The organism is Enterobacter sp. UPMP2052, from assembly GCF_053709675.1.
Genome location: NZ_JBSKJR010000001.1, coordinates 1 through 24,611, shown reverse-complemented (window position 1 = coordinate 24,611; position 24,611 = coordinate 1). Strand labels below are relative to the sequence as shown.

The 24,611-nt window shown below is 54.5% G+C and carries 25 protein-coding genes and 1 rRNA gene; 9 read left to right on the top strand and 17 right to left on the bottom strand.

Annotated features, from left to right (window positions below; all coding sequences use genetic code 11):
- Positions 1-25: 25 nt before the first annotated feature.
- Positions 26-286 (top strand): YfhL family 4Fe-4S dicluster ferredoxin, encoded by a 261-nt coding sequence (locus ACWKX3_RS00130; protein ID WP_088207935.1) that lies wholly within the window; start codon positions 26-28, stop codon positions 284-286.
- Here the strand turns inward: ACWKX3_RS00130 and acpS are convergent.
- The 11 genes from acpS to rpoE all read right to left on the bottom strand — a co-directional run bounded on the left by acpS (position 283) and on the right by rpoE (position 9,659).
- Positions 283-663 carry a holo-ACP synthase gene (acpS, locus tag ACWKX3_RS00125; protein WP_454541092.1) on the bottom strand — a complete coding sequence of 127 codons (381 nt, stop codon included), beginning with the start codon at positions 661-663 and terminating at the stop codon, positions 283-285. The two genes, ACWKX3_RS00130 and acpS, sit on opposite strands and share 4 nt — an antisense overlap.
- Entirely contained in the window at positions 663-1,394 is a 732-nt protein-coding gene (pdxJ, locus tag ACWKX3_RS00120; RefSeq protein ID WP_006176719.1) for a pyridoxine 5'-phosphate synthase, read from the bottom strand. Before pdxJ ends, acpS begins: the two co-directional genes overlap by 1 nt.
- Positions 1,395-1,469: 75 nt before the next feature.
- Positions 1,470-2,177 (bottom strand): DNA repair protein RecO, encoded by a 708-nt coding sequence (gene recO, locus ACWKX3_RS00115; protein ID WP_042320627.1) that lies wholly within the window; start codon positions 2,175-2,177, stop codon positions 1,470-1,472.
- An 18-nt stretch (positions 2,178-2,195) separates the two neighbouring features.
- Positions 2,196-3,101 (bottom strand): GTPase Era, encoded by a 906-nt coding sequence (gene era / locus ACWKX3_RS00110; RefSeq protein WP_006176722.1) that lies wholly within the window; start codon positions 3,099-3,101, stop codon positions 2,196-2,198.
- Complete coding sequence (rnc, locus tag ACWKX3_RS00105; protein ID WP_042320629.1) at positions 3,098-3,778, bottom strand: ribonuclease III; 681 nt, start codon at positions 3,776-3,778, stop codon at positions 3,098-3,100. Before rnc ends, era begins: the two co-directional genes overlap by 4 nt.
- Positions 3,779-4,000: 222 nt before the next feature.
- Positions 4,001-4,975, bottom strand: coding sequence for a signal peptidase I (gene lepB / locus ACWKX3_RS00100; protein WP_006176723.1), 975 nt, complete (start codon positions 4,973-4,975; stop codon positions 4,001-4,003).
- A gap of 15 nt (positions 4,976-4,990) precedes the next feature.
- Positions 4,991-6,790 (bottom strand): translation elongation factor 4, encoded by a 1,800-nt coding sequence (gene lepA, locus ACWKX3_RS00095; protein ID WP_006176724.1) that lies wholly within the window; start codon positions 6,788-6,790, stop codon positions 4,991-4,993.
- A 185-nt stretch (positions 6,791-6,975) separates the two neighbouring features.
- Positions 6,976-7,452 (bottom strand): SoxR-reducing system protein RseC, encoded by a 477-nt coding sequence (rseC, locus tag ACWKX3_RS00090; RefSeq protein WP_006176725.1) that lies wholly within the window; start codon positions 7,450-7,452, stop codon positions 6,976-6,978.
- Entirely contained in the window at positions 7,449-8,402 is a 954-nt protein-coding gene (gene rseB / locus ACWKX3_RS00085; protein ID WP_088207931.1) for a sigma-E factor regulatory protein RseB, read from the bottom strand. The genes rseC and rseB overlap by 4 nt, the downstream gene beginning before the upstream one ends.
- The gene (gene rseA, locus ACWKX3_RS00080; protein WP_006176727.1) at positions 8,402-9,052 is read right to left on the bottom strand and encodes an anti-sigma-E factor RseA; all 651 of its coding nucleotides are present in this window, start codon (positions 9,050-9,052) and stop codon (positions 8,402-8,404) included. Before rseA ends, rseB begins: the two co-directional genes overlap by 1 nt.
- A gap of 31 nt (positions 9,053-9,083) precedes the next feature.
- The gene (gene rpoE, locus ACWKX3_RS00075) at positions 9,084-9,659 is read right to left on the bottom strand and encodes an RNA polymerase sigma factor RpoE (protein WP_006176728.1); all 576 of its coding nucleotides are present in this window, start codon (positions 9,657-9,659) and stop codon (positions 9,084-9,086) included.
- A gap of 425 nt (positions 9,660-10,084) precedes the next feature.
- On the opposite strand from rpoE, the gene nadB reads away from it, so the two are divergent.
- Positions 10,085-11,704, top strand: coding sequence for an L-aspartate oxidase (nadB, locus tag ACWKX3_RS00070; protein WP_141114548.1), 1,620 nt, complete (start codon positions 10,085-10,087; stop codon positions 11,702-11,704).
- Here the strand turns inward: nadB and trmN are convergent.
- Positions 11,689-12,426: a tRNA(1)(Val) (adenine(37)-N(6))-methyltransferase TrmN gene (trmN, locus tag ACWKX3_RS00065; protein ID WP_006176731.1), complete on the bottom strand. Its 738-nt coding sequence runs from the start codon at positions 12,424-12,426 to the stop codon at positions 11,689-11,691. The two genes, nadB and trmN, sit on opposite strands and share 16 nt — an antisense overlap.
- A 132-nt stretch (positions 12,427-12,558) precedes the next feature.
- On the opposite strand from trmN, the gene srmB reads away from it, so the two are divergent.
- Complete coding sequence (gene srmB / locus ACWKX3_RS00060) at positions 12,559-13,887, top strand: ATP-dependent RNA helicase SrmB (RefSeq protein ID WP_006176732.1); 1,329 nt, start codon at positions 12,559-12,561, stop codon at positions 13,885-13,887.
- A 53-nt stretch (positions 13,888-13,940) separates the two neighbouring features.
- On the opposite strand, the gene grcA is transcribed toward srmB, so the two are convergent.
- The gene (gene grcA, locus ACWKX3_RS00055; RefSeq protein WP_006176733.1) at positions 13,941-14,324 is read right to left on the bottom strand and encodes an autonomous glycyl radical cofactor GrcA; all 384 of its coding nucleotides are present in this window, start codon (positions 14,322-14,324) and stop codon (positions 13,941-13,943) included.
- 314 nt (positions 14,325-14,638) lie between these two features.
- Between grcA and ung the strand changes: the two genes are divergently transcribed.
- Positions 14,639-15,328, top strand: a complete 690-nt coding sequence (gene ung, locus ACWKX3_RS00050; protein ID WP_454541091.1) for a uracil-DNA glycosylase — start codon at positions 14,639-14,641, stop codon at positions 15,326-15,328.
- 39 nt (positions 15,329-15,367) lie between these two features.
- On the opposite strand, the gene ACWKX3_RS00045 is transcribed toward ung, so the two are convergent.
- On the bottom strand, positions 15,368-16,498 hold the full coding sequence (locus ACWKX3_RS00045; protein WP_042320444.1) for a tRNA/rRNA methyltransferase: 1,131 nt from the start codon (positions 16,496-16,498) through the stop codon (positions 15,368-15,370).
- Positions 16,499-16,691: 193 nt separating this feature from the next.
- On the opposite strand from ACWKX3_RS00045, the gene trxC reads away from it, so the two are divergent.
- The 5 genes from trxC (at position 16,692) to ACWKX3_RS00020 (ending at position 22,414) form a co-directional block, all read left to right on the top strand.
- Positions 16,692-17,111, top strand: a complete 420-nt coding sequence (trxC, locus tag ACWKX3_RS00040; protein ID WP_006176737.1) for a thioredoxin TrxC — start codon at positions 16,692-16,694, stop codon at positions 17,109-17,111.
- Positions 17,112-17,181: 70 nt separating this feature from the next.
- On the top strand, positions 17,182-17,880 hold the full coding sequence (tapT, locus tag ACWKX3_RS00035; RefSeq protein ID WP_153681844.1) for a tRNA-uridine aminocarboxypropyltransferase: 699 nt from the start codon (positions 17,182-17,184) through the stop codon (positions 17,878-17,880).
- Positions 17,881-17,915: 35 nt separating this feature from the next.
- Positions 17,916-20,579 (top strand): bifunctional acetate--CoA ligase family protein/GNAT family N-acetyltransferase, encoded by a 2,664-nt coding sequence (locus ACWKX3_RS00030; protein ID WP_454541090.1) that lies wholly within the window; start codon positions 17,916-17,918, stop codon positions 20,577-20,579.
- A gap of 110 nt (positions 20,580-20,689) precedes the next feature.
- Positions 20,690-22,045 (top strand): CDP-diacylglycerol--serine O-phosphatidyltransferase, encoded by a 1,356-nt coding sequence (gene pssA, locus ACWKX3_RS00025; RefSeq protein WP_153689565.1) that lies wholly within the window; start codon positions 20,690-20,692, stop codon positions 22,043-22,045.
- Positions 22,046-22,090: 45 nt separating this feature from the next.
- The gene (locus ACWKX3_RS00020) at positions 22,091-22,414 is read left to right on the top strand and encodes a YfiM family lipoprotein (RefSeq protein ID WP_088207924.1); all 324 of its coding nucleotides are present in this window, start codon (positions 22,091-22,093) and stop codon (positions 22,412-22,414) included.
- Here ACWKX3_RS00020 and ACWKX3_RS00015 read toward each other — a convergent pair.
- From ACWKX3_RS00015 to rrf, 3 genes are all read right to left on the bottom strand, one after another.
- Complete coding sequence (locus tag ACWKX3_RS00015; protein WP_454541089.1) at positions 22,411-23,718, bottom strand: MFS family transporter; 1,308 nt, start codon at positions 23,716-23,718, stop codon at positions 22,411-22,413. The genes ACWKX3_RS00020 and ACWKX3_RS00015 overlap by 4 nt on opposite strands.
- A 150-nt stretch (positions 23,719-23,868) precedes the next feature.
- Positions 23,869-24,321 carry a DUF4385 domain-containing protein gene (locus tag ACWKX3_RS00010; RefSeq protein WP_454541088.1) on the bottom strand — a complete coding sequence of 151 codons (453 nt, stop codon included), beginning with the start codon at positions 24,319-24,321 and terminating at the stop codon, positions 23,869-23,871.
- A gap of 124 nt (positions 24,322-24,445) precedes the next feature.
- Positions 24,446-24,561 (bottom strand): 5S ribosomal RNA (rrf, locus tag ACWKX3_RS00005).
- Positions 24,562-24,611: the final 50 nt, after the last annotated feature.

The window sequence follows — 24,611 nt, the reverse complement described above, 5'->3', positions numbered from 1 at the left end:
TTGTGTTGTTTCTGAGAATTTCCCGATGGCGCTGTTAATCACCAAAAAATGCATCAATTGCGATATGTGCGAACCCGAATGCCCGAACGAGGCCATTTCGATGGGTGAGAGCATTTATGAGATTAACAGCGACCGCTGCACCGAATGCATCGGCCACTACGAGACGCCGACCTGTCAGAAGGTGTGCCCTATCCCCAATACCATTCTTAAAGATCCGGCACACGCTGAGAGCGAAGAGCAGTTGTGGGACAAGTTTGTCATGATGCACCACGCGGACAAACTTTAACTTTCGATGATGACCGTGGCGCAGGCGTAATGGCATTCATCGGCCAGCGTGACGTGCATATGCGCTACGCCGAGTTTTTCCGCCAGCTTTTGCGCCTCGCCCCATAAGCGCAGGCGCGGTTTCCCCAGTTCATCATTGAAAACTTCGAACTGATTAAACGCCAGCCCGTTACGAATGCCGGTTCCGAAGGCTTTCGCCGCCGCCTCTTTCACCGCAAAGCGCTTCGCCAGAAAACGCACCGGCTGCTGGTGCGCTTCCCAGATGGCCCATTCGTTGTCGCTCAGCACGCGTCTTGCCAGGCGATCGCCGCTCCGGGCGATCACCGCTTCTATGCGGGCGATTTCTACGATATCGGTGCCTAAGCCCAGAATGGCCATTACTGGCGTGCTTCCAGCATCAGGCGCTTCATTTCCGCCACGGCGTCTTTCAGGCCGCTCATCACCGCACGGCCAATAATGGCGTGTCCGATATTCAGCTCGTGCATTTCCGGAAGCGCGGCGATGGCTTTTACGTTGTGGTAAGTCAGCCCGTGACCGGCATTGACCTTCAGGCCGAGGCTTGCTGCATAGGTGGCGGCTTTCGCGATGCGCTCCAGCTCTTTCGCCTGCTCGGCATCGTTTTTGGCATCGGCATAACAGCCGGTATGAATTTCGATATACGGCGCGCCTGCATCAGCCGCCGCTTTGATCTGCGCGTCATCGGCATCGATAAACAGGGAAACCAGAATACCGGCATCTGCCAGACGTTTGCAGGCATCGCGCATTTTCTCAGGCTGGCCCGCCACGTCGAGACCGCCTTCGGTGGTCACTTCCTGACGCTTTTCCGGCACCAGGCAGCAGAAATGCGGCTTCGTTTCGCAGGCAATTGCCAGCATCTCCTCGGTGACGGCCATCTCCAGATTCATGCGGGTATCCAGCGTTTGACGCAGAATGCGCACGTCACGGTCGGTGATGTGGCGGCGATCTTCACGGAGATGAACGGTAATACCGTCGGCGCCAGCCTGTTCGGCGATAAACGCCGCCTGAACCGGATCGGGATACGCCGTTCCGCGCGCATTACGCAGCGTGGCAATGTGATCGATGTTGACGCCTAACAGTAATTCAGCCATGACAATCCTCGGTATTTTGGTTCATTTCCTTTCCTCCTCACCCTTCAGGAGAGGGCTGGGGTAAGGGGTAAAACGTTAACGTTTCGGCAAAAACTGCCTGAATAATTCTCGGCTCTTTAAGGGCTTGCCACCAAGATACGGCTTGAGTGCAATTCGGGTAAAGCGTTTTGCCGCACGCAGGGTATCCGCATCGGGGAACTCCCGCTCATACAGCGCCCGCAGGTGCCGCCCGGTAAAGGTGCTGTTATCGACCACGATGCTGGCAATAAAGCCTTTTTCCTCGCGATAGCGGTAGGTCATGGTGTCTTCCACCTCCTCACCACTGCCCGCACAATGCAGAAAATCGACGCCGTAACCCAGATGCCCCAGCAGCGCCAGCTCAAAACGGCGCAGCGCAGGTTCCGGCGTGCCGGTTGCGCCAGCTAAGGCCTGGATACAGTGAAGGTAATCAAAGAAAAGTTCAGAGAAGCGAGTCTCATGTTCAAGAACGCGCGAGATAAGCTCGTTGACATACAGACCGCTGTAAAGCGTGATACCAGAAAGGGGAAGCGCCAGAGAGACGGCTTCGGCACTGCGCAGGGTTTTGACTTCACCGCGCCCGCCAAAGCGGACCAGCAGCGGCGTGAAAGGCTGTAATGCACCTTTCAGGTTAGAACGTTTGGAACGTGCGCCTTTAGCCACAAGGCGCACGCGACCCGACTCTTCCGTGAAGACGTCCAGCATCAGGCTGGTTTCGCTCCAGGGACGACTATGGAGAACGAAGGCACGCTGCCAACCTTCCATACTGTTCGTCGTCTTGCGTTACTGGTCTTCGCCGTAACCGAGGCTGCGCAGCGCGCGCTCATCATCGGCCCAGCCAGATTTCACTTTCACCCACAGCTCCAGGTGAACCGGCGCTTCAAACATCTCCATCATGTCCTTACGGGCTTCAATGCCGATGGTTTTGATCTTGGCCCCTTTGTTGCCAATAACCATCTTCTTCTGCCCTTCACGCTCAACGAGGATCAGACCGTTGATGTCGTAGCCGCCACGCTCGTTGGTCTGGAAACGTTCGATCTCCACGGTCACCGAGTAAGGCAGTTCCGCGCCGAGGAAACGCATCAGCTTTTCGCGGATGATTTCAGAGGCCATAAAGCGCTGTGAGCGATCGGTAATGTAATCTTCCGGGAAGTGATGGATCGCTTCCGGCAAATGTTTGCGCACGATGCCAGCGATGGTATCCACGTTCAGACCGGTCTCTGCAGACAGCGGTACGATATCAAGGAAGTTCATCTGGCTGCCCAGCCACTGCAGGTGCGGCAGCAGGTCGGCTTTTTCCTGCACGTTGTCAACTTTATTGACGGCAAGGATCACCGGCGTTTTACCATCACGCAGCTTGTTGAGCACCATTTCGTCGTCCGGCGTCCAGCGGGTACCTTCGACCACGAAAATCACCAGCTCAACATCGCCAATCGAGCTGCTTGCCGCCTTGTTCATCAGGCGGTTGATGGCGCGTTTCTCTTCCATATGCAGGCCCGGGGTATCGACGTAAATCGCCTGATACGCGCCTTCAGTATGTATGCCCACAATGCGGTGACGGGTCGTCTGCGCCTTGCGAGAGGTGATTGAAATTTTCTGTCCAAGCAGATTATTTAACAGGGTGGATTTGCCGACGTTCGGACGTCCGACGATGGCAATAAATCCGCAATAGGTTTTTTCTTCGCTCATTCCAGCTCCAGCATTTTTAACGCCTGTTCGGCGGCAGCCTGTTCCGCCTTACGACGGCTAGAACCTGTGCCAACCACCGGTTCACTCAGGCCACTGACCTGGCAATGGATGGTAAATTCTTGATCGTGCGCTTCGCCACGCACCTGCACAACCAGATAGGACGGCAGCGGAAGGTGGCGACCCTGCAGATATTCCTGCAGACGCGTTTTCGGATCTTTTTGTTTATCGCCTGGACTGATTTCATCCAGACGGGTTTGATACCAGTTAAGGATCATTTTTTCTACGGTCTGGATATCGCTGTCCAGGAATACGCCACCAATCAATGCTTCGACGGTATCGGCGAGAATAGACTCACGACGGAAGCCGCCGCTTTTCAGTTCACCCGGCCCCAGACGCAGACATTCACCCAGCTCAAATTCGCGCGCGATTTCCGCCAGAGTGTTACCCCGCACCAGCGTGGCGCGCATGCGGCTCATATCCCCTTCGTCCACACGTGGGAAACGATGGTAAAGCGCATTAGCAATCACAAAACTTAAAATAGAGTCGCCTAAAAACTCGAGACGCTCATTATGTTTGCTGCTGGCACTGCGGTGGGTTAATGCCTGTTGCAACAACTCCTGATGAATAAAAGTGTAGCCCAGCTTCCGTTGAAGCCGATTAATTACGATGGGGTTCATGCGATACCAATAAATGAATGCGTCAAAAATGCAGCACACGAAACCGACCTGAGAAGACCAACGCGGTTTCGTGTGCCGTGGCACCCTTGCAGGGCCAACCTTAAACTTCGGGGGAATATTCTATACACAACGACAGGGGATGTCGTTAGTTCATAGAGATTTATCGCGGAAATAATTCACGTAGCCGCAAAATAACGCGGCTACGTGTTCATTTAATGAGAATTAATGGATTCCGCCAATACGATTCAGGCGAACGCCGGTTGGCCATTCCCCTTCCTGTTTCTCAAAACTCATCCAGATGGCGGTAGCTTTACCGACCAGATTCGCTTCCGGCACAAAGCCCCAGTAACGGCTGTCCGCAGAGTTATCGCGGTTATCACCCATCATGAAGTAGTGCCCCGGTGGAACGATCCAGGTTGCCAGCTGCTGGCCTGGCTGACGGTAATACATCCCCACCTGATCCTGCGCGATTGGCACGGTCAGAATGCGGTGCGTTACGTCGCCCAGCGTCTCTTTACGCTCGACCAGACGAATGCCATTTTCTTTGGTTTCGCCCTTCGGTACCTGGAAGAAACCGCTGGTCGCTTCGCCGCCGTTACGACGGGCAAACGTCTGCACAAAATCGCTTGGCTCCACATTGGAGTAAGTGATTGGCAGCGCATTTTCACATGCGGTACCGGAGCTGCAGCCTGGCTGTACGGTCACTTCTTTCGCAACCGGATCGTAGGTCACTTTATCACCCGGCAGGCCGACAGCGCGCTTGATGTAGTCCAGGCGCGGATCTTCCGGATATTTAAAGACCACGATGTCGCCACGTTTCGGGTGGCCGGTCTCAATAAGTGTTTTCTGGTAGATAGGATCTTTAATTCCGTAGGCAAACTTCTCGACCAGAATGAAATCACCAATCAGCAGCGTAGGCATCATTGAGCCTGACGGGATCTGGAACGGCTCGTAAATGAACGAACGAACCACCAGCACAATCGCCAGCACCGGGAAGACCGAGGCTCCTGTTTCCAGCCAGCCCGGTTTTGGGCCGACTTTTTTCAGGGTCTTCGCGTCCAGCTGATCGCCAGTGGCTGCCTGCGCGGCAGCCTGACGTTCACGGCGTTTTGGGGCGAAAATAAACTTATCCAGACACCACAACAGACCTGTCACCAGGGTCGCGATGACCAGAATCAGGGCAAACATGTTCGCCATGCCAACTCCTTAGGGTTATTTGCCGTCTTTACCAACGTGAAGGATGGCAAGGAATGCTTCCTGCGGCAGCTCAACGTTACCGACCTGCTTCATACGCTTCTTACCGTCTTTCTGTTTCTGCAACAGCTTTTTCTTACGGCTGACGTCGCCGCCGTAGCATTTCGCCAGAACGTTTTTACGCAGCTGCTTCACGGTAGAACGGGCGATAATGTGGTTACCGATGGCCGCCTGAATCGCGATGTCGAACTGCTGACGCGGGATAAGATCTTTCATCTTCTCGACCAGCTCACGTCCACGATACGGCGCGTTGTCGTTATGGGTGATCAGCGCCAGAGCGTCGACACGCTCGCCGTTGATCAGCACGTCAACACGAACCATGTTGGAGGCCTGGAAGCGTTTGAAGTTGTAATCCAGCGACGCATAGCCACGGGAGGTAGACTTCAGACGGTCGAAGAAGTCGAGCACCACTTCCGCCATTGGAATTTCATAGGTCAGCGCCACCTGGTTACCGTGGTAAACCATGTTGGTCTGCACGCCACGCTTCTCGATACACAGGGTGATCACGTTGCCCAGGAACTCCTGTGGCAGCAGCATGTGACACTCTGCGATAGGCTCGCGCAGTTCATGAATGTTGTTCAGCGGCGGAAGCTTGGACGGGCTGTCGACATAGATAACTTCTTTCGACGTCGTTTCAACTTCGTACACTACCGTCGGGGCGGTGGTGATCAGATCCAGATCGTATTCACGCTCCAGACGTTCCTGAATGATCTCCATGTGCAGCAGGCCAAGGAAGCCACAGCGGAAACCGAAGCCCAGCGCGGTTGAGCTTTCTGGCTCGTAGAACAGGGAGGCATCGTTGAGGCTCAGTTTGCCGAGCGCATCGCGGAAGTTTTCATAGTCGTCAGAGCTGACCGGGAACAGACCCGCGTAAACCTGCGGCTTCACCTTTTTGAAACCAGGCAATGCTTTGTCCGCCGGGTTACGTGCGCCCGTCAGGGTATCGCCCACTGGCGCACCGAGGATGTCTTTGATGGCGCAAACCAGCCAGCCAACCTCGCCGCATTTCAGCTCGGTACGGTCAACCTGTTTTGGCGTGAAGATCCCCAGACGGTCGGCGTTATAGACCTGCCCGGTACTGATAACCTTGATTTTATCGCCTTTACGCATGGTGCCGTTTTTGATACGCACCAGTGAGACAACACCGAGATAGTTGTCAAACCAGGAGTCGATGATCAGCGCCTGCAGAGGGGCATCCGGATCACCTTCAGGGGCCGGAATATCGCGTACCAGACGTTCCAGCACATCAGGAACACCCACGCCGGTTTTCGCCGAGCAGCGCACGGCATCGGTGGCATCAATACCGACGATATCTTCAATCTCTTCTGCCACGCGCTCAGGATCGGCTGCCGGCAGGTCGATTTTGTTCAGGACCGGCACAACCTCCAGATCCATCTCCATCGCAGTGTAGCAGTTTGCCAGCGTCTGGGCTTCTACGCCCTGCCCGGCATCGACCACCAGCAGCGCACCTTCACAGGCCGCCAGCGAGCGGGAAACTTCATAAGAGAAGTCAACGTGGCCCGGGGTGTCGATAAAGTTAAGTTGATAGGTTTCACCATCAGACGCTTTATAGTCGAGCGTCACGCTTTGCGCTTTAATGGTGATACCGCGTTCGCGTTCCAGGTCCATGGAGTCCAGTACCTGGGCTGCCATTTCACGATCAGACAGGCCACCGCAAATCTGGATAATACGGTCAGACAGCGTCGACTTACCGTGGTCAATGTGAGCAATGATCGAAAAGTTACGTATGTTCTTCATATAGTTAAATAATTATGCCTTACGAATTCCTGGAGGCCGCTGTTCTTAGCCTGACGTTTTTCAGTGCGAAAACGCAGCATTCTACACTACATCCCCGTCACCTGGAAATGCACTTAGAGCCAAGCATAGCGCGAAGAAACGGCGTTTTCTTTTTTGGGATGTAAATAATGATAAAGCCCGGCAGATTACCGGGCCTCAGAAGAGAGCGTTTCAACACGAAGCTGGTCAGGCGCCAGCGCTACGCTGAGAATAACAGGCTGCCACTCTTCGCGGGCGGCAAGCTTAGGCGAGATGCCTTTGGCAAGCCAGAAACCGCCCACACCGCCCAATGCAGCCCCGCACATGGCGGCAATATCGGTACCGAAAAGCATCTGGAAAACACCGCCCATGACAAACAGCCCCACCAGCGGAGAAAGGTAAACCAGCATTGCGGAACCCAGCAGGCTGCCTTCGGCAATTCCCAGTTCGACTTTCTGCCCTGCCATCAGAGGCTGTTCGCTCGGCACGGAGAGGGTGTGCGAGGTCTGAGGGCCGAGTTTATTCAGCACCCGGCTTCCGCAACCCGCTCTGGATGCGCAGCTGTTGCAGGATGCTTTCACATCACAGCTAACCAGTGCGATGCCGTCCTTCCATGAGACGACGGTAGCCCACTCTTTAATCATTGCGTAGCCTTGAATTTGATGCTGTCGGAAATGCGCTTCGCGGTTTGCGGCGGCAATTCCCCGACGATGGTAATTTCAGCATTTTCGCGAACCGTCGTGCTCACCGTCCGGCGGCCGGTGCGCAGCATCTGTTCAGAACTGTTAGCCGTGGCACGGTTAATGTTTACCGAGAAGCTGAACAAACCGTCAGAGTAGAGTCGTGACTCAACGGGCGTTTCAATGGTCGGCAACTGACGACGACTGCTGGACACTTCACTAAACCCTTGCGGGATCCAGGAAGGCACCCAGCTGAAATTGACGGAATCACCCGCAGGGACAGAAAGCAGCGGCGGCAGGCTGGCCTTGGCCAGGTTCTGCATGCTGTTCCCGACCTGGCTGTTAACGCTAAAGGAGATCACGCGGAACTGTTCCAGCGTTTCACCATCACGATCGAGCAGGTCAACGCGCATCGGCAAGTGGGTTTCCGCATCTATCCAGACGATATAGCTGTAGCGCGTACCGTCGCGAGCAACCACGCGGATCACTTCACACAGTCGGTCTGCAATTCGCGTGCGTCCTACCGAGATAAAATCATAGTAAGGGGCAAGTCGCTTAAAATCGGTATAGATAAGTGACGGCAGAGAATCGACGATATAGTCGCCATTCAGGGTGAACGGCTCAAGCCCGGGTTCGAAATAGCTGATTTCGTTCCCCCGCTGCACCACTTCACGCCGTGGGCCATCCATCTGTAAAAGCTGAGCGAGAGGCTGATTATCAAGACGTGCATGGCGATAACGTAACGATTCGACGCCCTGCTTATTGATGCTGATAAATGCCAACTCATAGTTGAGTGACTGGCTGGCCAGATTCATTTGCTGCAACAACGCCCCGGATGAAACATCAGCCGAGGCGTTGGCAGAGAAGAACAGGCTACCCGCCATCAGAGACATGGCGAACCAAAGTTGCTTCATTACTGCGATTGCGTTCCTAAAGTTTGGTTTCCAGGCACCTGCACAGCGGCCTGCTGGGTTTGTGCCTGCTCAAACTGAAGCTGCTCTGAGTGCAGTCGACGCTGCAGCTCATAGTCCTGCAACATCGCATTAATGCGACGACGCTGCTCCTGAACCTGCACTTGCTGTCCGCCGCTGGCGGAGGCATCTGCAGGAACACCCAGACTTACCGGGCTGGCTTTGCCCATCATCGGCAGCGTATTAAACACTGGCGCTTCAGGCTGCTGGCTGGCTTCAGACTGCGTGTTATAGTGCTGGACACCAACGATAACTGCAAGCGATACGCAAGCCGCCACGCCCATTTGGGTGAGTTGACTGGCCCACGGTCGCACCTTGTGCCAGAACGGCATTTTCTGCCACTGGTGCGGTGCTGGCTGCGCTTCAGGGATCAGCGGAGTGGTCTGATGAACAGGCTCATTCTCAATGGCCGCCATCACGCGGGCTGAGATATCGAAATGGAGAACCTCGCTGGTGTCACCGCGAAGCGCATCACGGATGAGGTGATAACTCTCCCAGGTCTGTTGCATCTCGGAGGAGTGAGAAAGCTCGTTGAGCAACTCACTGTCCAGCGTTTCACCATCCATTAAAGCGGAAAGTTTTTCTTTCTGCATGCCTAATACCTTTTCCAGTATCCCGCTATCGTCAACGCCTGATAAGCGGTTGAACTTTATTATCAATAGCTTCTCGCGCACGGAAAATACGAGAGCGTACCGTGCCAACCGGACAATCCATGATAGCGGCTATCTCTTCATAGCTCAGACCATCAAGCTCCCGCAGGGTAATAGCCATGCGTAAATCTTCCGGGAGCGACTCGATTGTGCGAAAAACGATTTGTCTCAGTTCTTCTGACAACATTAAGTTCTCAGGGTTCGAAATTTCTTTCAATGCGCCGCCACTTTCGAAATTTTCGGCGTCGATTGCGTCCACATCACTTGAAGGTGGACGACGGCCCTGAGCGACCAGATAGTTCTTGGCTGTGTTGACCGCAATACGGTACAGCCAGGTATAAAAAGCACTATCCCCCCGGAACGAATCCAGCGCACGATAGGCCTTAATAAAAGACTCTTGCACCACATCAGGCACGTCACCTGAGGGTACATAGCGGGATACCAGACTCGCCACCTTATGCTGGTAGCGCACTACCAGGAGGTTAAAGGCTTTCTGATCTCCCTTCTGGACCCGTTCAACCAGGACCTGGTCCGTTAACTGCTCGCTCATCCGAGGTAATGTCTCCCCAAACCAAAATTCCACGCGTTATCGAAACGCCACTCTAAAACATCGCACTTTGAGCAAGCACCGACTTAGAGCGTTTATTCTTCAATAAGTTCCGTCACGCTTTTGTTTTTGTTCATCGTGTCGTCGACCGTTCATTTTCTCTCATTATAAGTCGGTTCACGATACATACGCACTTTCTGTCAAGAATGCGCCACTTTACCGCCTGAAGAGTAACGCAACCCGGGTTTTATTTCATCACATAATCTGACGCTAACGATCTGCTTCGCAAAATATTTTCGTTCATTTACCTCCCGTTTACGCCTTGTCACACGTTTAGCCATTGTAACAGCGATTAAAAAAAACGTGCGATATCTCGCAATCAGGTGCTATTCTGGCCTAACTCTGTTTAGTAAATTAAACAACACAACATGAACACTACGCCAGAACTCCATTGTGATGTACTGATTATCGGCAGCGGTGCTGCGGGGCTGTCCCTTGCACTGCGACTGGCCGAACATCAGCGGGTGATCGTACTCAGTAAAGGGCCGATGAGCGAAGGATCGACCTTCTACGCACAGGGCGGCATCGCCGCCGTGTTTGATGAAACCGACAGCATCGCCTCCCACGTAGAAGATACCCTGATTGCCGGGGCCGGGATCGTGGACACCCACGCCGCTGAGTTTGTCGCAAGCAACGCCCGACACTGCGTGCAGTGGCTGATAGACCAGGGCGTGTTATTTGATACCGAAGTTCAACCCAATGGTGAACAGAGCTATCATCTGACCCGCGAGGGTGGACACAGCCATCGCCGCATCCTTCATGCTGCCGATGCCACCGGTAAAGCGGTCGAAACCACGCTGGTGAGTAAGGCCCTGAGCCATCCCAATATCCAGATCCTTGAGCGCAGTAATGCAGTGGATCTGATTATCTCCGATAAAATTGGCCTGCCCGGCACGCGGCGCGTGGTCGGTGCCTGGGTATGGAATCGTAATAAAGAGAAAGTTGAAACCTGCCGCGCCAAAGCGGTTGTGCTGGCAACGGGCGGGGCGTCTAAGGTCTATCAGTACACGACGAATCCGGACATTTCTTCAGGCGATGGCATCGCGATGGCATGGCGGGCCGGATGCCGCGTGGCGAATCTTGAATTTAATCAGTTCCATCCTACTGCTCTGTACCATCCCCAGGCGCGCAACTTCCTGCTGACGGAAGCCCTGCGCGGCGAAGGCGCTTACCTGAAGCGCCCGGACGGCTCGCGCTTTATGCCGGACTTTGATGACAGAGGCGAACTCGCCCCGCGTGACATTGTCGCCCGCGCTATCGATCATGAAATGAAGCGCCTTGGCGTCGATTGCATGTATCTAGATATCAGCCATAAGCCGCCTGAATTTATTCGCCACCACTTTCCGACAATCGACGAAAAACTGCGGGGTCTGGGCATAGATTTGACCCGCGATCCGGTTCCTGTCGTTCCCGCTGCCCACTATACCTGTGGCGGTGTGATGGTTGACGACCACGGGCGTACCGATGTGGATGGGTTATATGCCATCGGTGAGGTGAGTTACACCGGGCTGCATGGCGCTAACCGGATGGCGTCCAACTCGCTACTGGAGTGTCTGGTCTATGGATGGTCTGCTGCGGAAGATATCACCAAACGCATGCCGTATGCCCGCCAGACGGAGCACTTGCCCGCCTGGGACGAAAGTCGGGTGGAGAATCCGGATGAGCTGGTCGTCATCCAGCATAACTGGCATGAGCTGAGACTCTTCATGTGGGACTACGTGGGGATTGTGCGAACGACTAAGCGCCTTGAGCGTGCGTTACGCCGCATCACGATGCTGCAACAAGAGATAGATGAATACTACGCCAACTTCCGCGTATCCAATAATCTGCTGGAGTTGCGCAACCTGGTTCAGGTGGCTGAGCTGATCGTTCGCTGCGCGATGATGCGTAAAGAGAGCCGTGGCCTGCACTATACCCTGGACTATCCTGATGCTTTACCGACATCCGGCCCGTCGATCCTGTCGCCACATACTCACATAAACAGATAAAAAGCCTGGGTCAGGGCAGTGTAATCTTCGGAATAGCGCTGGTCTGGCCCGCGTATCACCAGCCGGTCAGTAAAGCACTCCCCTTCTTTCGGGGAGAGCGCCAGCAGCACGCGGTGCGGCAAACGCCCTTCGGTATCGGAGATATCAGTCCGCAAACGGAGTTTCCATCCTATCTGCTGCGCTATCTCAATAAAGGTGTTGCCGGTACTTTCCGGCAGTACGACGCAGAAAAAACCCTCTTCCGCGATCAGCTCTGCGGCACTGGTTAGCAGCGCCTTATGATCAAGCGAGCCGGTGTAGCGGGCCTGTTCACGTTCCGGTGTACCGCATTCCACGCCGGGTTCAAAATAGGGCGGGTTGCTGACGATAAGATCGTAACGCGCCGTCTGCTCTGGTGCCCAGGCAAGTACATCAGCACACTTGACGTTAATGCGCTCCGCCCAGGGTGATTCGGCTGCATTTTCACTCGCCTGGCCTGCCGCCTGCGCGTCCAGTTCGACGGCATCAATCGTGACGTGATTTTTGGTGCGCTGTGCCAGCATTAATGCCAGAAGCCCGCTCCCGGTTCCGATATCCAGAATACGCGTAGCCTCGGCGACGGGTGCCCAGGCACCCAGTAAAATAGCATCAGTGCCGACTTTCATCGCGCAGCGGTCGTGAGCAACAAAGAACTGTTTAAATGTGAAACCATCGCGGCGCAATTGCGCTTTGAGTTGAGACATGTTGGGGCAACCTTCTGAACGAAACTGGAGTAGCATAGGGGAAAGCAATGTGGCCGAAAAGCGATATCCATACAAACAGATGAAGATTACAGCCGTAACGTCTATAATCAGCGCCCCACACAGAGGTAGAACATGACTGTAACGACTTTTTCCGAACTTGAACTCGATGAAAGCCTGCTCAATGCACTTGAGAGCAAAGGCTTTACACGCCCGACCGCCATTCAGGCCGCGGCCATTCCGCCTGCGCTTGAAGGCCGCGATGTGCTCGGTTCTGCGCCAACCGGCACGGGGAAAACAGCAGCCTATTTGCTGCCTGTGTTGCAGCACCTGCTCGATTTCCCGCGTAAAAAATCTGGCCCACCGCGTATTTTGATCCTGACGCCAACTCGCGAACTGGCGATGCAGGTTGCCGATCACGCGCGTGAGCTTGCGGCTAATACCCATCTGGACATTGCCACGATCACCGGCGGCGTTGCGTATATGAACCACGCCGAAGTGTTCAGCGAGAACCAGGACATCGTCGTTGCAACGACGGGCCGCCTGCTGCAATACATTAAAGAAGAGAACTTCGACTGCCGCGCGGTTGAAACCCTGATCCTCGACGAAGCTGACCGTATGCTGGACATGGGCTTTGCCCAGGATATCGAGCACATTGCAGGTGAAACGCGCTGGCGTAACCAGACGATGCTGTTCTCTGCGACCCTCGAAGGGGACGCCATCAAAGATTTCGCAGAACGTCTGCTGGAAGATCCGGTAGAAGTGTCTGCTACGCCGTCCACACGCGAGCGCAAAAAGATCCACCAGTGGTATTACCGTGCGGATAATCTTGAGCACAAAATTGAACTGCTCAAGCAGCTGCTGAAGCAGGAAGATGCGACCCGTACCATCGTGTTTGTGCGTAAACGCGAGCGTGTGCATGAGCTGGCAGAGATCCTGCGTAACGCCGGGATCAACAACTGTTATCTCGAAGGCGAGATGGCGCAGGTCAAGCGTACCGAAGGGATTAAGCGCCTGACCGATGGCCGCGTGAACGTGCTGGTAGCCACCGACGTCGCGGCGCGCGGGATCGACATTCCGGATGTCAGCCATGTCATCAACTTTGATATGCCGCGCAGCGGTGATACCTATCTGCACCGTATCGGTCGTACCGGACGTGCGGGCCGTAAAGGTATTGCTATTTCCCTGGTTGAAGCACATGACCATCTGCTGCTGCAGAAAATTGGCCGCTACGTCGACGAACCGCTGAAATCGCGGGTGATTGACGGGTTGCGTCCAACCACGCGTGCCCCGAGTGAAAAAATGACGGGTAAACCGTCTAAAAAAGCGCTCGCGAAGCGTGCCGAGAGAAAAGAGAAAGAAAAAGAGAAGCCGCGCGTGAAGCAGCGCCACCGCGACACCAAAAACGTAGGTAAACGTCGCAAGCCAAGCTCAGCTGCGCCTGAGACGAAAACTGAAGAATAAAAAAAGCCGGGGAAATCCCCGGCTTTTTTATGCCACCCCCGTGGCTGAGACCCTTACAGACTTTCAGTAAAGGTACGCGCAATAACGTCGCGCTGCTGCTCTGGCGTCAGCGAGTTGAAACGTACCGCATAGCCAGACACACGGATGGTCAGCTGTGGATATTTTTCCGGATGCTCAACGGCATCCATCAGCGTTTCGCGACGCAGAACGTTGACGTTCAGGTGCTGACCGCCTTCCACGCGCACTTCCGGTTGCACTTCCATCGGAATTTCACGGTATTCGATTTCGCCCAGCTTGTTCACCGGAACGATTTCATCTTCAGCAAAACCGGCTTTCGCTACTACACAGCGTGCTTCATTTTTTTCGCTGTCCAGCAGCCAGAAAGAGTTCAGCAGGTCGTCATTTGCAGCTTTAGTAATCTGGATACCCGTAATCATGTGATGCCTCCCTTAGGCTACATTAACTGGTGTCGGCCTCACGCGGCCAATTGGTAAAACCATTGTTGCTTGTGTGTATATATATCATTCACCCCTGCGAGATTTATTGATTTAAATCAACAAAAACACCAACCACATAAAGAGTGTGGTTTGATTTTATTGTTTTAGATCAATTTTAAACCTTACCAATTCAAACCATGGCATAGACTTTCAAATAAAATTTAAAGGGTTAGCGTGATTTTCCGACCCGAAATTTTGCGCGCCGGGATTTAGCAGTTAAGCTAGGCACAGATGAAAATTCGCAGGAGAGCGAGATGACAACCCCGTTAACGTGGCACGATGTGCTGGCCGAAGAGAAACAGCAGCCCTATTTTATCAATACGCTTAGCACGGTTGCCGCAGAGCGGCAGGCGGGTCAGACGATCTATCCGCCGCAAAAGGATGTTTTCAACGCGTTTCGCTATACCGAACTGGGCGACGTCAAAGTGGTGATCCTGGGTCAGGACCCCTACCATGGGCCAGGGCAGGCGCATGGCCTGGCGTTTTCCGTGCGTCCTGGCGTTGCCATTCCCCCTTCCCTGTTGAATATGTATAAAGAGCTCGAAGCGACGATACCCGGGTTTACCCGGCCAAATCACGGCTACCTGGAAAGCTGGGCGCGCCAGGGCGTACTGCTGTTGAACACCGTGCTCACGGTGCGTGCCGGGCAGGCGCATTCCCATGCCAGCCTGGGGTGGGAAACCTTTACGGATAAGGTGATCAGCCTGATTAACGAGCATCGCGAAGGGGTCGTATTTTTACTCTGGGGATCGCATGCGCAGAAGAAAGGGGCGATCATCGACAGGCAGCGTCATCACGTTCTCAAAGCGCCGCACCCGTCACCGCTCTCTGCCCATCGCGGTTTCTTTGGCAATAATCACTTTGTTCTGGCGAATGAATGGCTGGAGAAACGTGGCGAAACGCCGATTGACTGGATGCCTGTGTTGCCGGCTGAGGGTGAATAAATATTGAATGTGCCGGGTCAAGCCCGGCACATAAGAGGCTTATGCCTTATTCTGACGCCACCATTCGGCCAGCAATACGCCGGTCGCGACGGACACGTTGAGGCTTTCAACATTACCCGTACCGTCGATGGAGACACTGAGATCGGCGCTGGACAGCGCTGCATCAGACAGGCCATCACGCTCCTGACCTAACACCAGCACCATTTTACGCGGCAGCGTTGCTTTAAACAGCGGCGTAGCGGCATGGCTGGAAGTGGTCACGATGGAGTAGCCCGCTTTGCGGAACTGCTCAATTGCGTCCAGAACGCTGTCGCCGGTGATCGGCTGAACATGTTCCGCTCCGCCTTCTGCGGTACGGATCGCCGCGCCGGATTCCAGCAGGGCAGCATCCTGCAGCAGGACACCTTTCACGCCGAAGTGCGCGCAGCTGCGCATCATCGCGCCCAGGTTGTGCGGGTTGCCCACATCTTCCAGCGCCAGCACGCAGTCATCCGCTTCAGCCTGGCTAACCCACTGCTGCACGGTAGTACCGTTACGTTTTTTGATCAGGAAGCAGACGCCGCCGTGGTGTTCCGTACCGGATGCTTTCGTCAGCTCGGCATCATCCACCACATGGTAGGCCTTACGGTTTGCCGCCATCCAGCGTAACGCTTCTTTGAAGCGTGGGGTCACGCTCTGGATGAACCAGGCGCGGACGATGCACTCAGGGCGGCTCTGGAACAGGGCCTGACAGGCGTTTTCGCCATAGACGCGGGTCTCTTCTGCACGCTGGCGGCGCAGAACTTCCGGATCGATAAAGCTTTTGCCGCTGATCCCGCCGTGATCGGCTTTCTCTGGCGTCTCTTCGCCAGGCGCGCGCGAGACGGTACGCCACGGTGAGGCATTATCACGCGAATAGTCATCACGCGGACGATCGTCGCGAGGGCGGTCATTACGTGGACGATCGCTGCGTGGACGGTCATCGCGTTTGCGATCGTCACGTTTGCGGTCATCGCCGCGGTTATTTCTGTCATCGCGGGCGGGGCGACGGCCACCGTCTGCACGAGAAGACGCCGGACGCCCGCCCCCTTTTCCGGTACGCGGATTTTGGGTGCGTTTATCTGAGTCATCATCACTGCGGACATACATCACTTTGACCTTGCCGCTTTTGTTTTTCATTTCGTCGTTCATGCTTTTCTCCACCAGCGCTGCGCGAAGCGCGCAGATTACCCGATGTGCAAGCTCATAGCCATAATTTCGTACAAAAGCCTGTGACTATTGTTCTCATTGAATAAAACGCATTGTCGTTTCAAACAGGCTCACTGATAATATGTAACATATAAGAAACATTCTCGGCATTCTGCCGCTGTATCAGAGGTTAGTTATGAATACCGTATGTGCCAACTGTCAGGCCCTGAATCGCATTCCGGACGATCGTATTGACGATGCCGCTAAATGCGGACGCTGTGGCCACGAACTGTTTGATGGCGATGTCATTAACGCGACGGGTGCTACGCTGGACAAACTCCTCAAGGACGATCTCCCGGTGGTTGTCGATTTTTGGGCACCGTGGTGTGGTCCGTGCCGTAACTTCGCGCCGGTATTTGAAGACGTGGCGGAGGAACGTAGCGGTAAAATGCGTTTTGTGAAGGTGAACACCGAAGCGGAACGTGAGTTAAGCGCCCGTTTTCGCATTCGCAGCATCCCTACCATCATGATCTTTAAAAATGGTGAAGTGATTGACATGCTGAACGGTGCGGTTCCTAAAGCACCTTTTGAAAGCTGGTTGAACGAGTCACTCTAACATTCCCCGGGGCACATCTTGTGCCCCGCTCCCGCCTCTGCGAAAATAGCGTTTTTCCTGTGTTTCGCCCATGACTGATAACGCTGTCCTGCAACTGCGCGCCGAACGACTCGCCCGCGCCACTCGCCCTTTTCTTGCCCGAGGCAATCGTATTCGCCGCTGCCAGCGCTGCCTGCTTCCGCTCAAGGTCTGCCTGTGCGACACGCTGGCTCCCTGCCCCGCCGAAAGCCGCTTTTGCCTGGTGATGTTCGATACCGAACCCATGAAGCCCAGCAATACCGGGCGTCTGATCGCCGATATCCTGCCCGAAACCGCCGCGTTCCAGTGGTCGCGAACGGAGCCGCCACAGGCACTGCTGGACCTGGTCACCCATCCTGACTATCAGCCGATGGTGGTTTTTCCGGCCTCCTATGCCGGAGAACAGCGTGAAGTTCTCTCTGCGCCGCCGTCAGGCAAACCGCCGCTGTTTATCATGCTGGATGGCACCTGGACCGAAGCCCGAAAAATGTTTCGTAAAAGCCCGTATCTGGATGCCTTACCGGTGATCTCTGTTGATTTATCCCGCGTCTCGGCCTATCGCCTGCGGGAAGCGCACGCTGACGGGCAATACTGCACCGCAGAAGTGGCCATCGCGCTGCTGGATTTGGCCGGGGATACCGCTGCCGCCACCGCCCTTGGCAACCATTTCTCCTGTTTTCGCGAACGCTATCTGGCGGGAAAAACCATTCATAAGGGCAGCGTCACAGCAGCAGAGTCAGAAAGCGTTTAAAATCATCAGGTCGCTTGCATTCACAGGAGAGTTGCATGAGCCAGCGAGGGTTAGAAGCGCTATTACGTCCAAAGTCCATTGCCGTTATTGGCGCCTCGATGAAACCGGATCGCGCAGGTTATCTGATGATGCGCAATCTCCTGGCCGGTGGTTTCAGTGGCCCTGTTCTGCCCGTCACGCCCGCTTATAAGGCGGTTCTGGGCGTACTGGCGTGGCCCGATGTGCCCAGTCTGCCATTCATACCCGACCTCGCCGTCCTCTGTACCCATGCTAAGCGTAATCTGGACTTACTGGAGTCGCTTGGGCAAAAGGGGTGTAAAACCTGCATTATTCTCTCGTCTCCTCCTGAACAGCAGGCCGAGCTACTGGCCTGTGCCGGACGCTTTCAGATGCGGATCCTTGGCCCGAACAGTCTGGGCCTCCTTGCCCCCTGGCAGGGTCTGAACGCCAGCTTCTCACCGGTGCCGATTCGCAAAGGTAAACTGGCGTTTATTTCGCAGTCTGCTGCCGTATCGAACACGATTCTGGACTGGGCGCAGCAGCGGGAAATGGGGTTTTCCTACTTTATTGCGTTGGGTGATAGCCTCGATATTGACGTTGACGAGCTGCTGGACTTCCTGGCGCGTGACAGCAAAACCAGCGCAATTCTGCTCTACCTGGAGCATCTCAGCGATGCCCGTCGTTTTGTCTCAGCGGCCCGAAGCGCGTCACGTAACAAACCGATTCTGGTAATCAAAAGCGGACGCAGCCCCGCCGCGCAACGGTTGCTTCATTCCCACTCGGGCATGGATCCCGCCTGGGACGCGGCGATCCAGCGCGCTGGGTTGTTGCGTGTACAGGATACCCATGAGCTCTTTTCCGCCGTTGAGACCTTAAGCCACATGCGTCCGCTGCGCGGTGAGAAACTAATGATCGTCAGTAACGGCGCAGCGCCCGCGGCGCTGGCACTGGATGAACTGTGGCTGCGCAATGGAAAGCTGGCAACGCTCGGAGACGAGACGCTTCAGCGCCTGCGAGACGCTCTGCCTGCCAGCGTTACCCCGGGCAATCCACTCGATTTACGCGACGATGCCAGCAGCGAGCGATACATCACCGCGCTTTCCATCCTGCTGGATAGCCAGGATTTTGATGCGCTGATGATTATCCACTCGCCCAGTGCGGCAGCGCCGGGTAGCGACAGCGCGCGAGCACTCATTGAGGCGGTAAAACGTCATCCTCGCGGAAAATACGTCACGCTACTGACGAACTGGTGCGGCGAATTTTCGTCTCAGGAGGCGCGACGGTTGTTCAGCGAGGCCGGGTTACCCACGTACCGTACCCCGGAAGGTACCATTACCGCGTTTATGCATATGGTTGAATATCGCCGTAATCAGAAGCAACTCCGTGAAACGCCCGCCCTGCCTGGCAATCTGACGGCTAACGCGGTGGATGTCCATCGACTGCTGCACCAGGCTATCGCGGAAGGCGCAACGTCCCTGGATACCCACGAAGTGCAGCCTATTCTTGGCAGTTACGGTATTCAGACGCTCCCCACCTGGATTGCCAGCGACAGCGCCGAGGCGGTCCATATTGCCGAGCAACTCGGCTATCCGGTTGCCCTTAAGCTTCGCTCGCCCGATATTCCGCATAAGTCAGATGTTCAGGGGGTAATGCTGTATCTGCGAACTGCGGCAGAAGTGCAGCAGGCGGCGGATGCCATTTTCGATCGCGTCAAAATGGCCTGGCCTCAGGCACGGATCCACGGCCTGCTGGTCCAAAGCATGGCTAACCGGGCGGGCGCGCAGGAACTGCGGGTTGTGGTCGAGCACGACCCGGTCTTTGGCCCGCTCATCATGCTGGGTGAGGGTGGCGTAGAATGGCGACCGGAGGAACAAGCCGTGGTGGCGCTGCCGCCGCTCAACATGAACCTGGCGCGCTATCTGATCATTCAGGCGATTAAGAGTAAAAAAATCCGTGGCCGAAGCGCCCTGCGCCCGCTTGATATTGCCGGTTTAAGCCAGTTTCTGGTGCAGGTCTCTAACCTGATCGTTGATTGCGCGGAGATCCAGCGGCTGGATATTCATCCCCTGCTCGCCTCCGGAAATGAATTTACCGCGCTGGACGTCACGCTGGATATTGCGCCTTTTGACGGAGACGGTGAAAGCCGCCTCGCCATTCGCCCTTATCCTCTGCATCTTGAAGAGTGGGTCGAGATGAAGAATGGGGAGCGGGCGCTGTTTCGCCCTATCCTGCCGGAAGATGAACCCCAGTTGCGGGTCTTCATTTCGCAGGTGACCAAAGAGGATCTTTACTATCGCTACTTTAGCGAAATCAATGAATTTACCCACGATGATTTAGCCAATATGACGCAGATCGACTACGATCGAGAAATGGCGTTTGTGGCGGTTCGCCGGACTGACAGCGGGGATGAGATCCTCGGCGTCACGCGTGCGATCTCTGATCCGGACAATGTGGATGCAGAGTTTGCCGTCCTGGTGCGTTCCGATCTGAAGGGGCTGGGTCTGGGAAGACGGCTGCTTGAAAAGCTTATCAGCTATACGCGCGATCATGGATTGTTACGCCTGAACGGCATTACTATGCCAAACAATCGCGGCATGGTGACACTCGCGCGCAAACTCGGTTTTGATGTTGATATCCAGTTGGATGAAGGCATTGTTTCCCTTTCGCTCAGCCTTATATCCGTGGGTAAACAAGAGTAAGCTACTGGAAATGTTGCCCACTTTGGACGGTACTGGTGGTATCATTGCCCGCTTATGTTGTTTGCATGATACATACAACCCTTCAATGAACAGAGAAGAAACGCACTGTGATGTTGTCAAAATTTAAGCGTAATAAACATCAACAACACCTTGCTCAACTACCGAAGATTTCTCAGTCAGTTGATGATGTCGAATTCTTTTATGCTCCCGCTGATTTTCGGGAGACGCTTCTGGAAAAGATTGCCAGTGCGACGCGACGTATCTGTATCGTGGCGCTGTATCTTGAACAAGATGAAGGTGGGCGCGCTATTCTGAACGCGCTCTATGAAGCGAAACGTCAGCGTCCGGAACTGGACGTTCGCGTGCTCGTCGACTGGCACCGTGGCCAGCGCGGGCGCATTGGCGCTGCGGCGTCAAACACCAATGCTGACTGGTACTGCCGCACGGCGCAGGAAAATCCTGGCGTCGATGTGCCTGTTTACGGCGTGCCGGTGAATACCCGCGAAGCGCTGGGCGTGCTGCATTTCAAAGGATTTATCATTGATGACAGCGTGCTGTACAGCGGCGCCAGTCTGAATGATGTCTATCTTCATCAGCTCGATAAGTACCGTTACGACCGCTATCATCTTATCCGCAATCCGCAGATGGCGGACATCATGTTCAACTGGGTTGATAAATACCTTGTGCATGGCCGGGGCGTAAACCGTCTTGACGATCCGCAGCGCCCTAAAAGCCCGGAAATTAAAAACGACGTGCGTTCCTTCCGCCAGGAGCTGCGCGACGCGGTCTATCACTTCCAGGGTGATGCCAATAACGAAGAGCTCTCCGTTACGCCACTGGTCGGTTTGGGCAAATCCAGCCTGCTGAACAAGACTATCTTCCATCTGATGCCGTGTGCAGAGCAAAAGCTTACGATCTGCACACCCTACTTTAACCTGCCTGCCGTGCTGGTGCGGAATATCATTCAGCTGCTGCGTGATGGCAAGAAAGTGGAAATTATCGTTGGAGATAAAACGGCTAACGACTTCTTTATTCCGGAAGATCAGCCCTTCAAGATCATCGGCGCACTGCCTTATCTCTATGAGATCAACCTGCGTCGCTTCCTGAGCCGTTTACAGTACTATGTAAACACAGACCAGCTGGTTGTGCGCCTGTGGAAAGATGAAGACAATAGCTATCATCTCAAAGGCATGTGGGTGGACGATGAGTGGATGCTGCTGACCGGCAACAACCTCAACCCTCGCGCCTGGCGGCTGGATCTGGAAAACGCCATTCTGATCCACGATCCGCAGCACGAACTGGCGGCGAAGCGTGAACGCGAGCTGGAACTGATCCGCACGCATACGACCATTGTGCGCCATTACCGCGATCTGCAGAGCATTGCGGATTACCCGGTAAAAGTCCGCAAGCTGATTCGTCGCTTACGTCGGATCCGTATCGATCGCCTTATCAGCCGTATTCTGTAATATTCCGGCCCTGCCATCGACAGGGCTTTTTTATGGAGCCTGTTGATGCGTATCCTTCTCCTGCTTATCTCCCTTTGTCTGACCGGATGCAGCCATATGGCGAACGACAGCTGGACAGGCCAGGACAAAGCTCAACACTTTATTGCTTCTGCGATGTTGTCCGCTGCGGGTAATGAAGTCGCGCAGCACCAGGGTTACAGCCGGGATCGCAGCGCAGCCATCGGATTGATGTTCTCCGTCAGCCTTGGCGCATCTAAAGAGTTTTGGGACAGTCGTCCGGCGGGAACCGGCTGGAGCTGGAAAGATTTTGCCTGGGACGTAGCCGGTGCAACAACCGGCTACGCGGTATGGCAGATGGCCCATTATTAAAGGCGAATACCCTTACCCTTGCGATGCAGCATCAGGGAGACGATAAAGGCCAACGCCCCCATTACGGTGACATACCAGAAGAACGTTGTCTCACTGCCCAACGATTTAAGCGACAGCGCGACGTACTCCGCTGACCCACCAAATAGCGCGTTAGCCACCGCGTACGACAGCCCTACCCCGAGCGCCCTGACCTGGGCGGGGAACATCTCTGCTTTCAATATCCCGCTGATTGACGTGTAAAAACTGACGATGACCAGTGCAATCATGATCAGTCCAAAAGCAGCATAAGGTGAGGTGGTATGCTGCAGCGCACTTAATAGCGGGACGGTACCGAGCGTCAGTAAACTGCCAAAAATGAGCATTGAGGTTCGGCGGCCTATCTTATCGGATAGCGCACCGATAGCAGGCTGAATAAGCATAAAGACCAGTAGGGCGACTGTCATGACCACGCTTGCCACGTTAGCGTGCATGCCGGAGGTATTGACCAGATACTTTTGCATATAAGTGGTGAAGGTGTAGAAGCTCAACGACCCCGCGGCGGTAAAACCGAGCACCATTAAAAAGGCTTTACGGTTACGCCACAGCCCTTTGAGAGACCCGGCCTCTTTCAGTGCCCTGACCTCTTGTTGAGAGGTTTCGTCCAGTTGGCGGCGCAGCCAGAGAGCCACAACCGCCAGAGCGGCCCCCATCGCAAATGGGATGCGCCAGCCCCAGGCGCGAAGATCTGCATCGCTAAGAATATGTTGAAGCATCACCACAACGAGCAGAGCAAGCAGTTGCCCGCCGATTAGCGTGACATACTGGAATGAAGCATAGAACCCTTTGCGCCCTTCAACAGCGACTTCACTCATGTATGTCGCGCTGGTGCCGTACTCGCCGCCAACAGAAAGTCCCTGGAACAGACGTGCCAGCAGGAGCAACGCGGGTGCCCAGGTGCCGATTACGTTATATCCGGGCAGGCAGGCAATGACCAGCGAACCCACGCACATCATGCAGACCGATATGAGCATTGAGGTCTTTCGCCCTTTCCTGTCGGCGATACGGCCGAACAACCACCCGCCAATTGGACGCATCAAAAACCCGGCGGCAAAGACGCCTGCGGTTTGCAGAAGCTGTGTGGTGGTATTACCGGATGGGAAAAAGATATGCGCGAAGTAGAGAGAGCAGAATGAATAAACGTAAAAATCGAACCACTCTACCAGGTTCCCCGATGAAGCCCCAACAATTGCCCAAACCCGACGGCGTGTATCTTTCGCCGTTAAGTTTGTGTTTTCCGTATCTGTACTTGCTACGGTTTCTGTCATTTTAAATCCCCTGTCTCACATTGCGGGCCAGTGCCCACCCACAGTAAAACCGGATTTAAAACGAACCGTTAGGTAAAAGAAATGTTTCCAATATGTTTCATTACGTTTTGTGAAGTTGATCAGATATTGAATTATTAGCGAACGTAGTAATTATCCCCACTTACGTTGATGCGCTTTTTTTCTCTGCAAATAATCGTCGTCCTCACGGATCTTATCCCACCACACTTTGAATACCGCAGCGGCTTCAGCTTTTACCAGATCGTGATCGAGGGGTTTGACCTGACGCTCCTCATCGTACTTTTTACCGCCTTTATGGTTGGCATATCGACGGGCGCGCGTATAGCCCATCTGAATGAATTTTCGAGCCATATCCATGCCAACAAAGTCGTTCTGCTGGCGGTATTCTTCAAACAGGGCATATATCTCTTTTGCAGAACGCGCCGCCACTTCAGCATTTTTGTAGCGCCAGTAAGGAAGGATTTCGCTTTTATAAGGCTCGACCATCAAAACGCCCTGTTCACCCCGGCCAACCTGGTACAGTTCGGGACGTTCGCGAAAATTAATGTTGGCAAAATCTTGCTGATAATCAAATGGACGGGTCAAAGCGGCACCATTGTTAAAGTCTTTTTAACAATTTTAGACGGCAATGAAGAAAAGGTGTTGAGGTTTTTGGGGTACAAAAACGCAAAAAGGCCATCCTTCCGGATGGCCTCTTTACTTGTTTGATGCCTGGCAGTTCCCTACTCTCACATGGGGAGACCCCACACTACCATCGGCGCTACGGCGTTTCACTTCTGAGTTCGGCATGGGGTCAGGTGGGACCACCGCGCTAAAGCCGCCAGGCAAATTCTGTTAATCTGTATCAAAGCTGAAATTTAATTGTCTCTCTCACC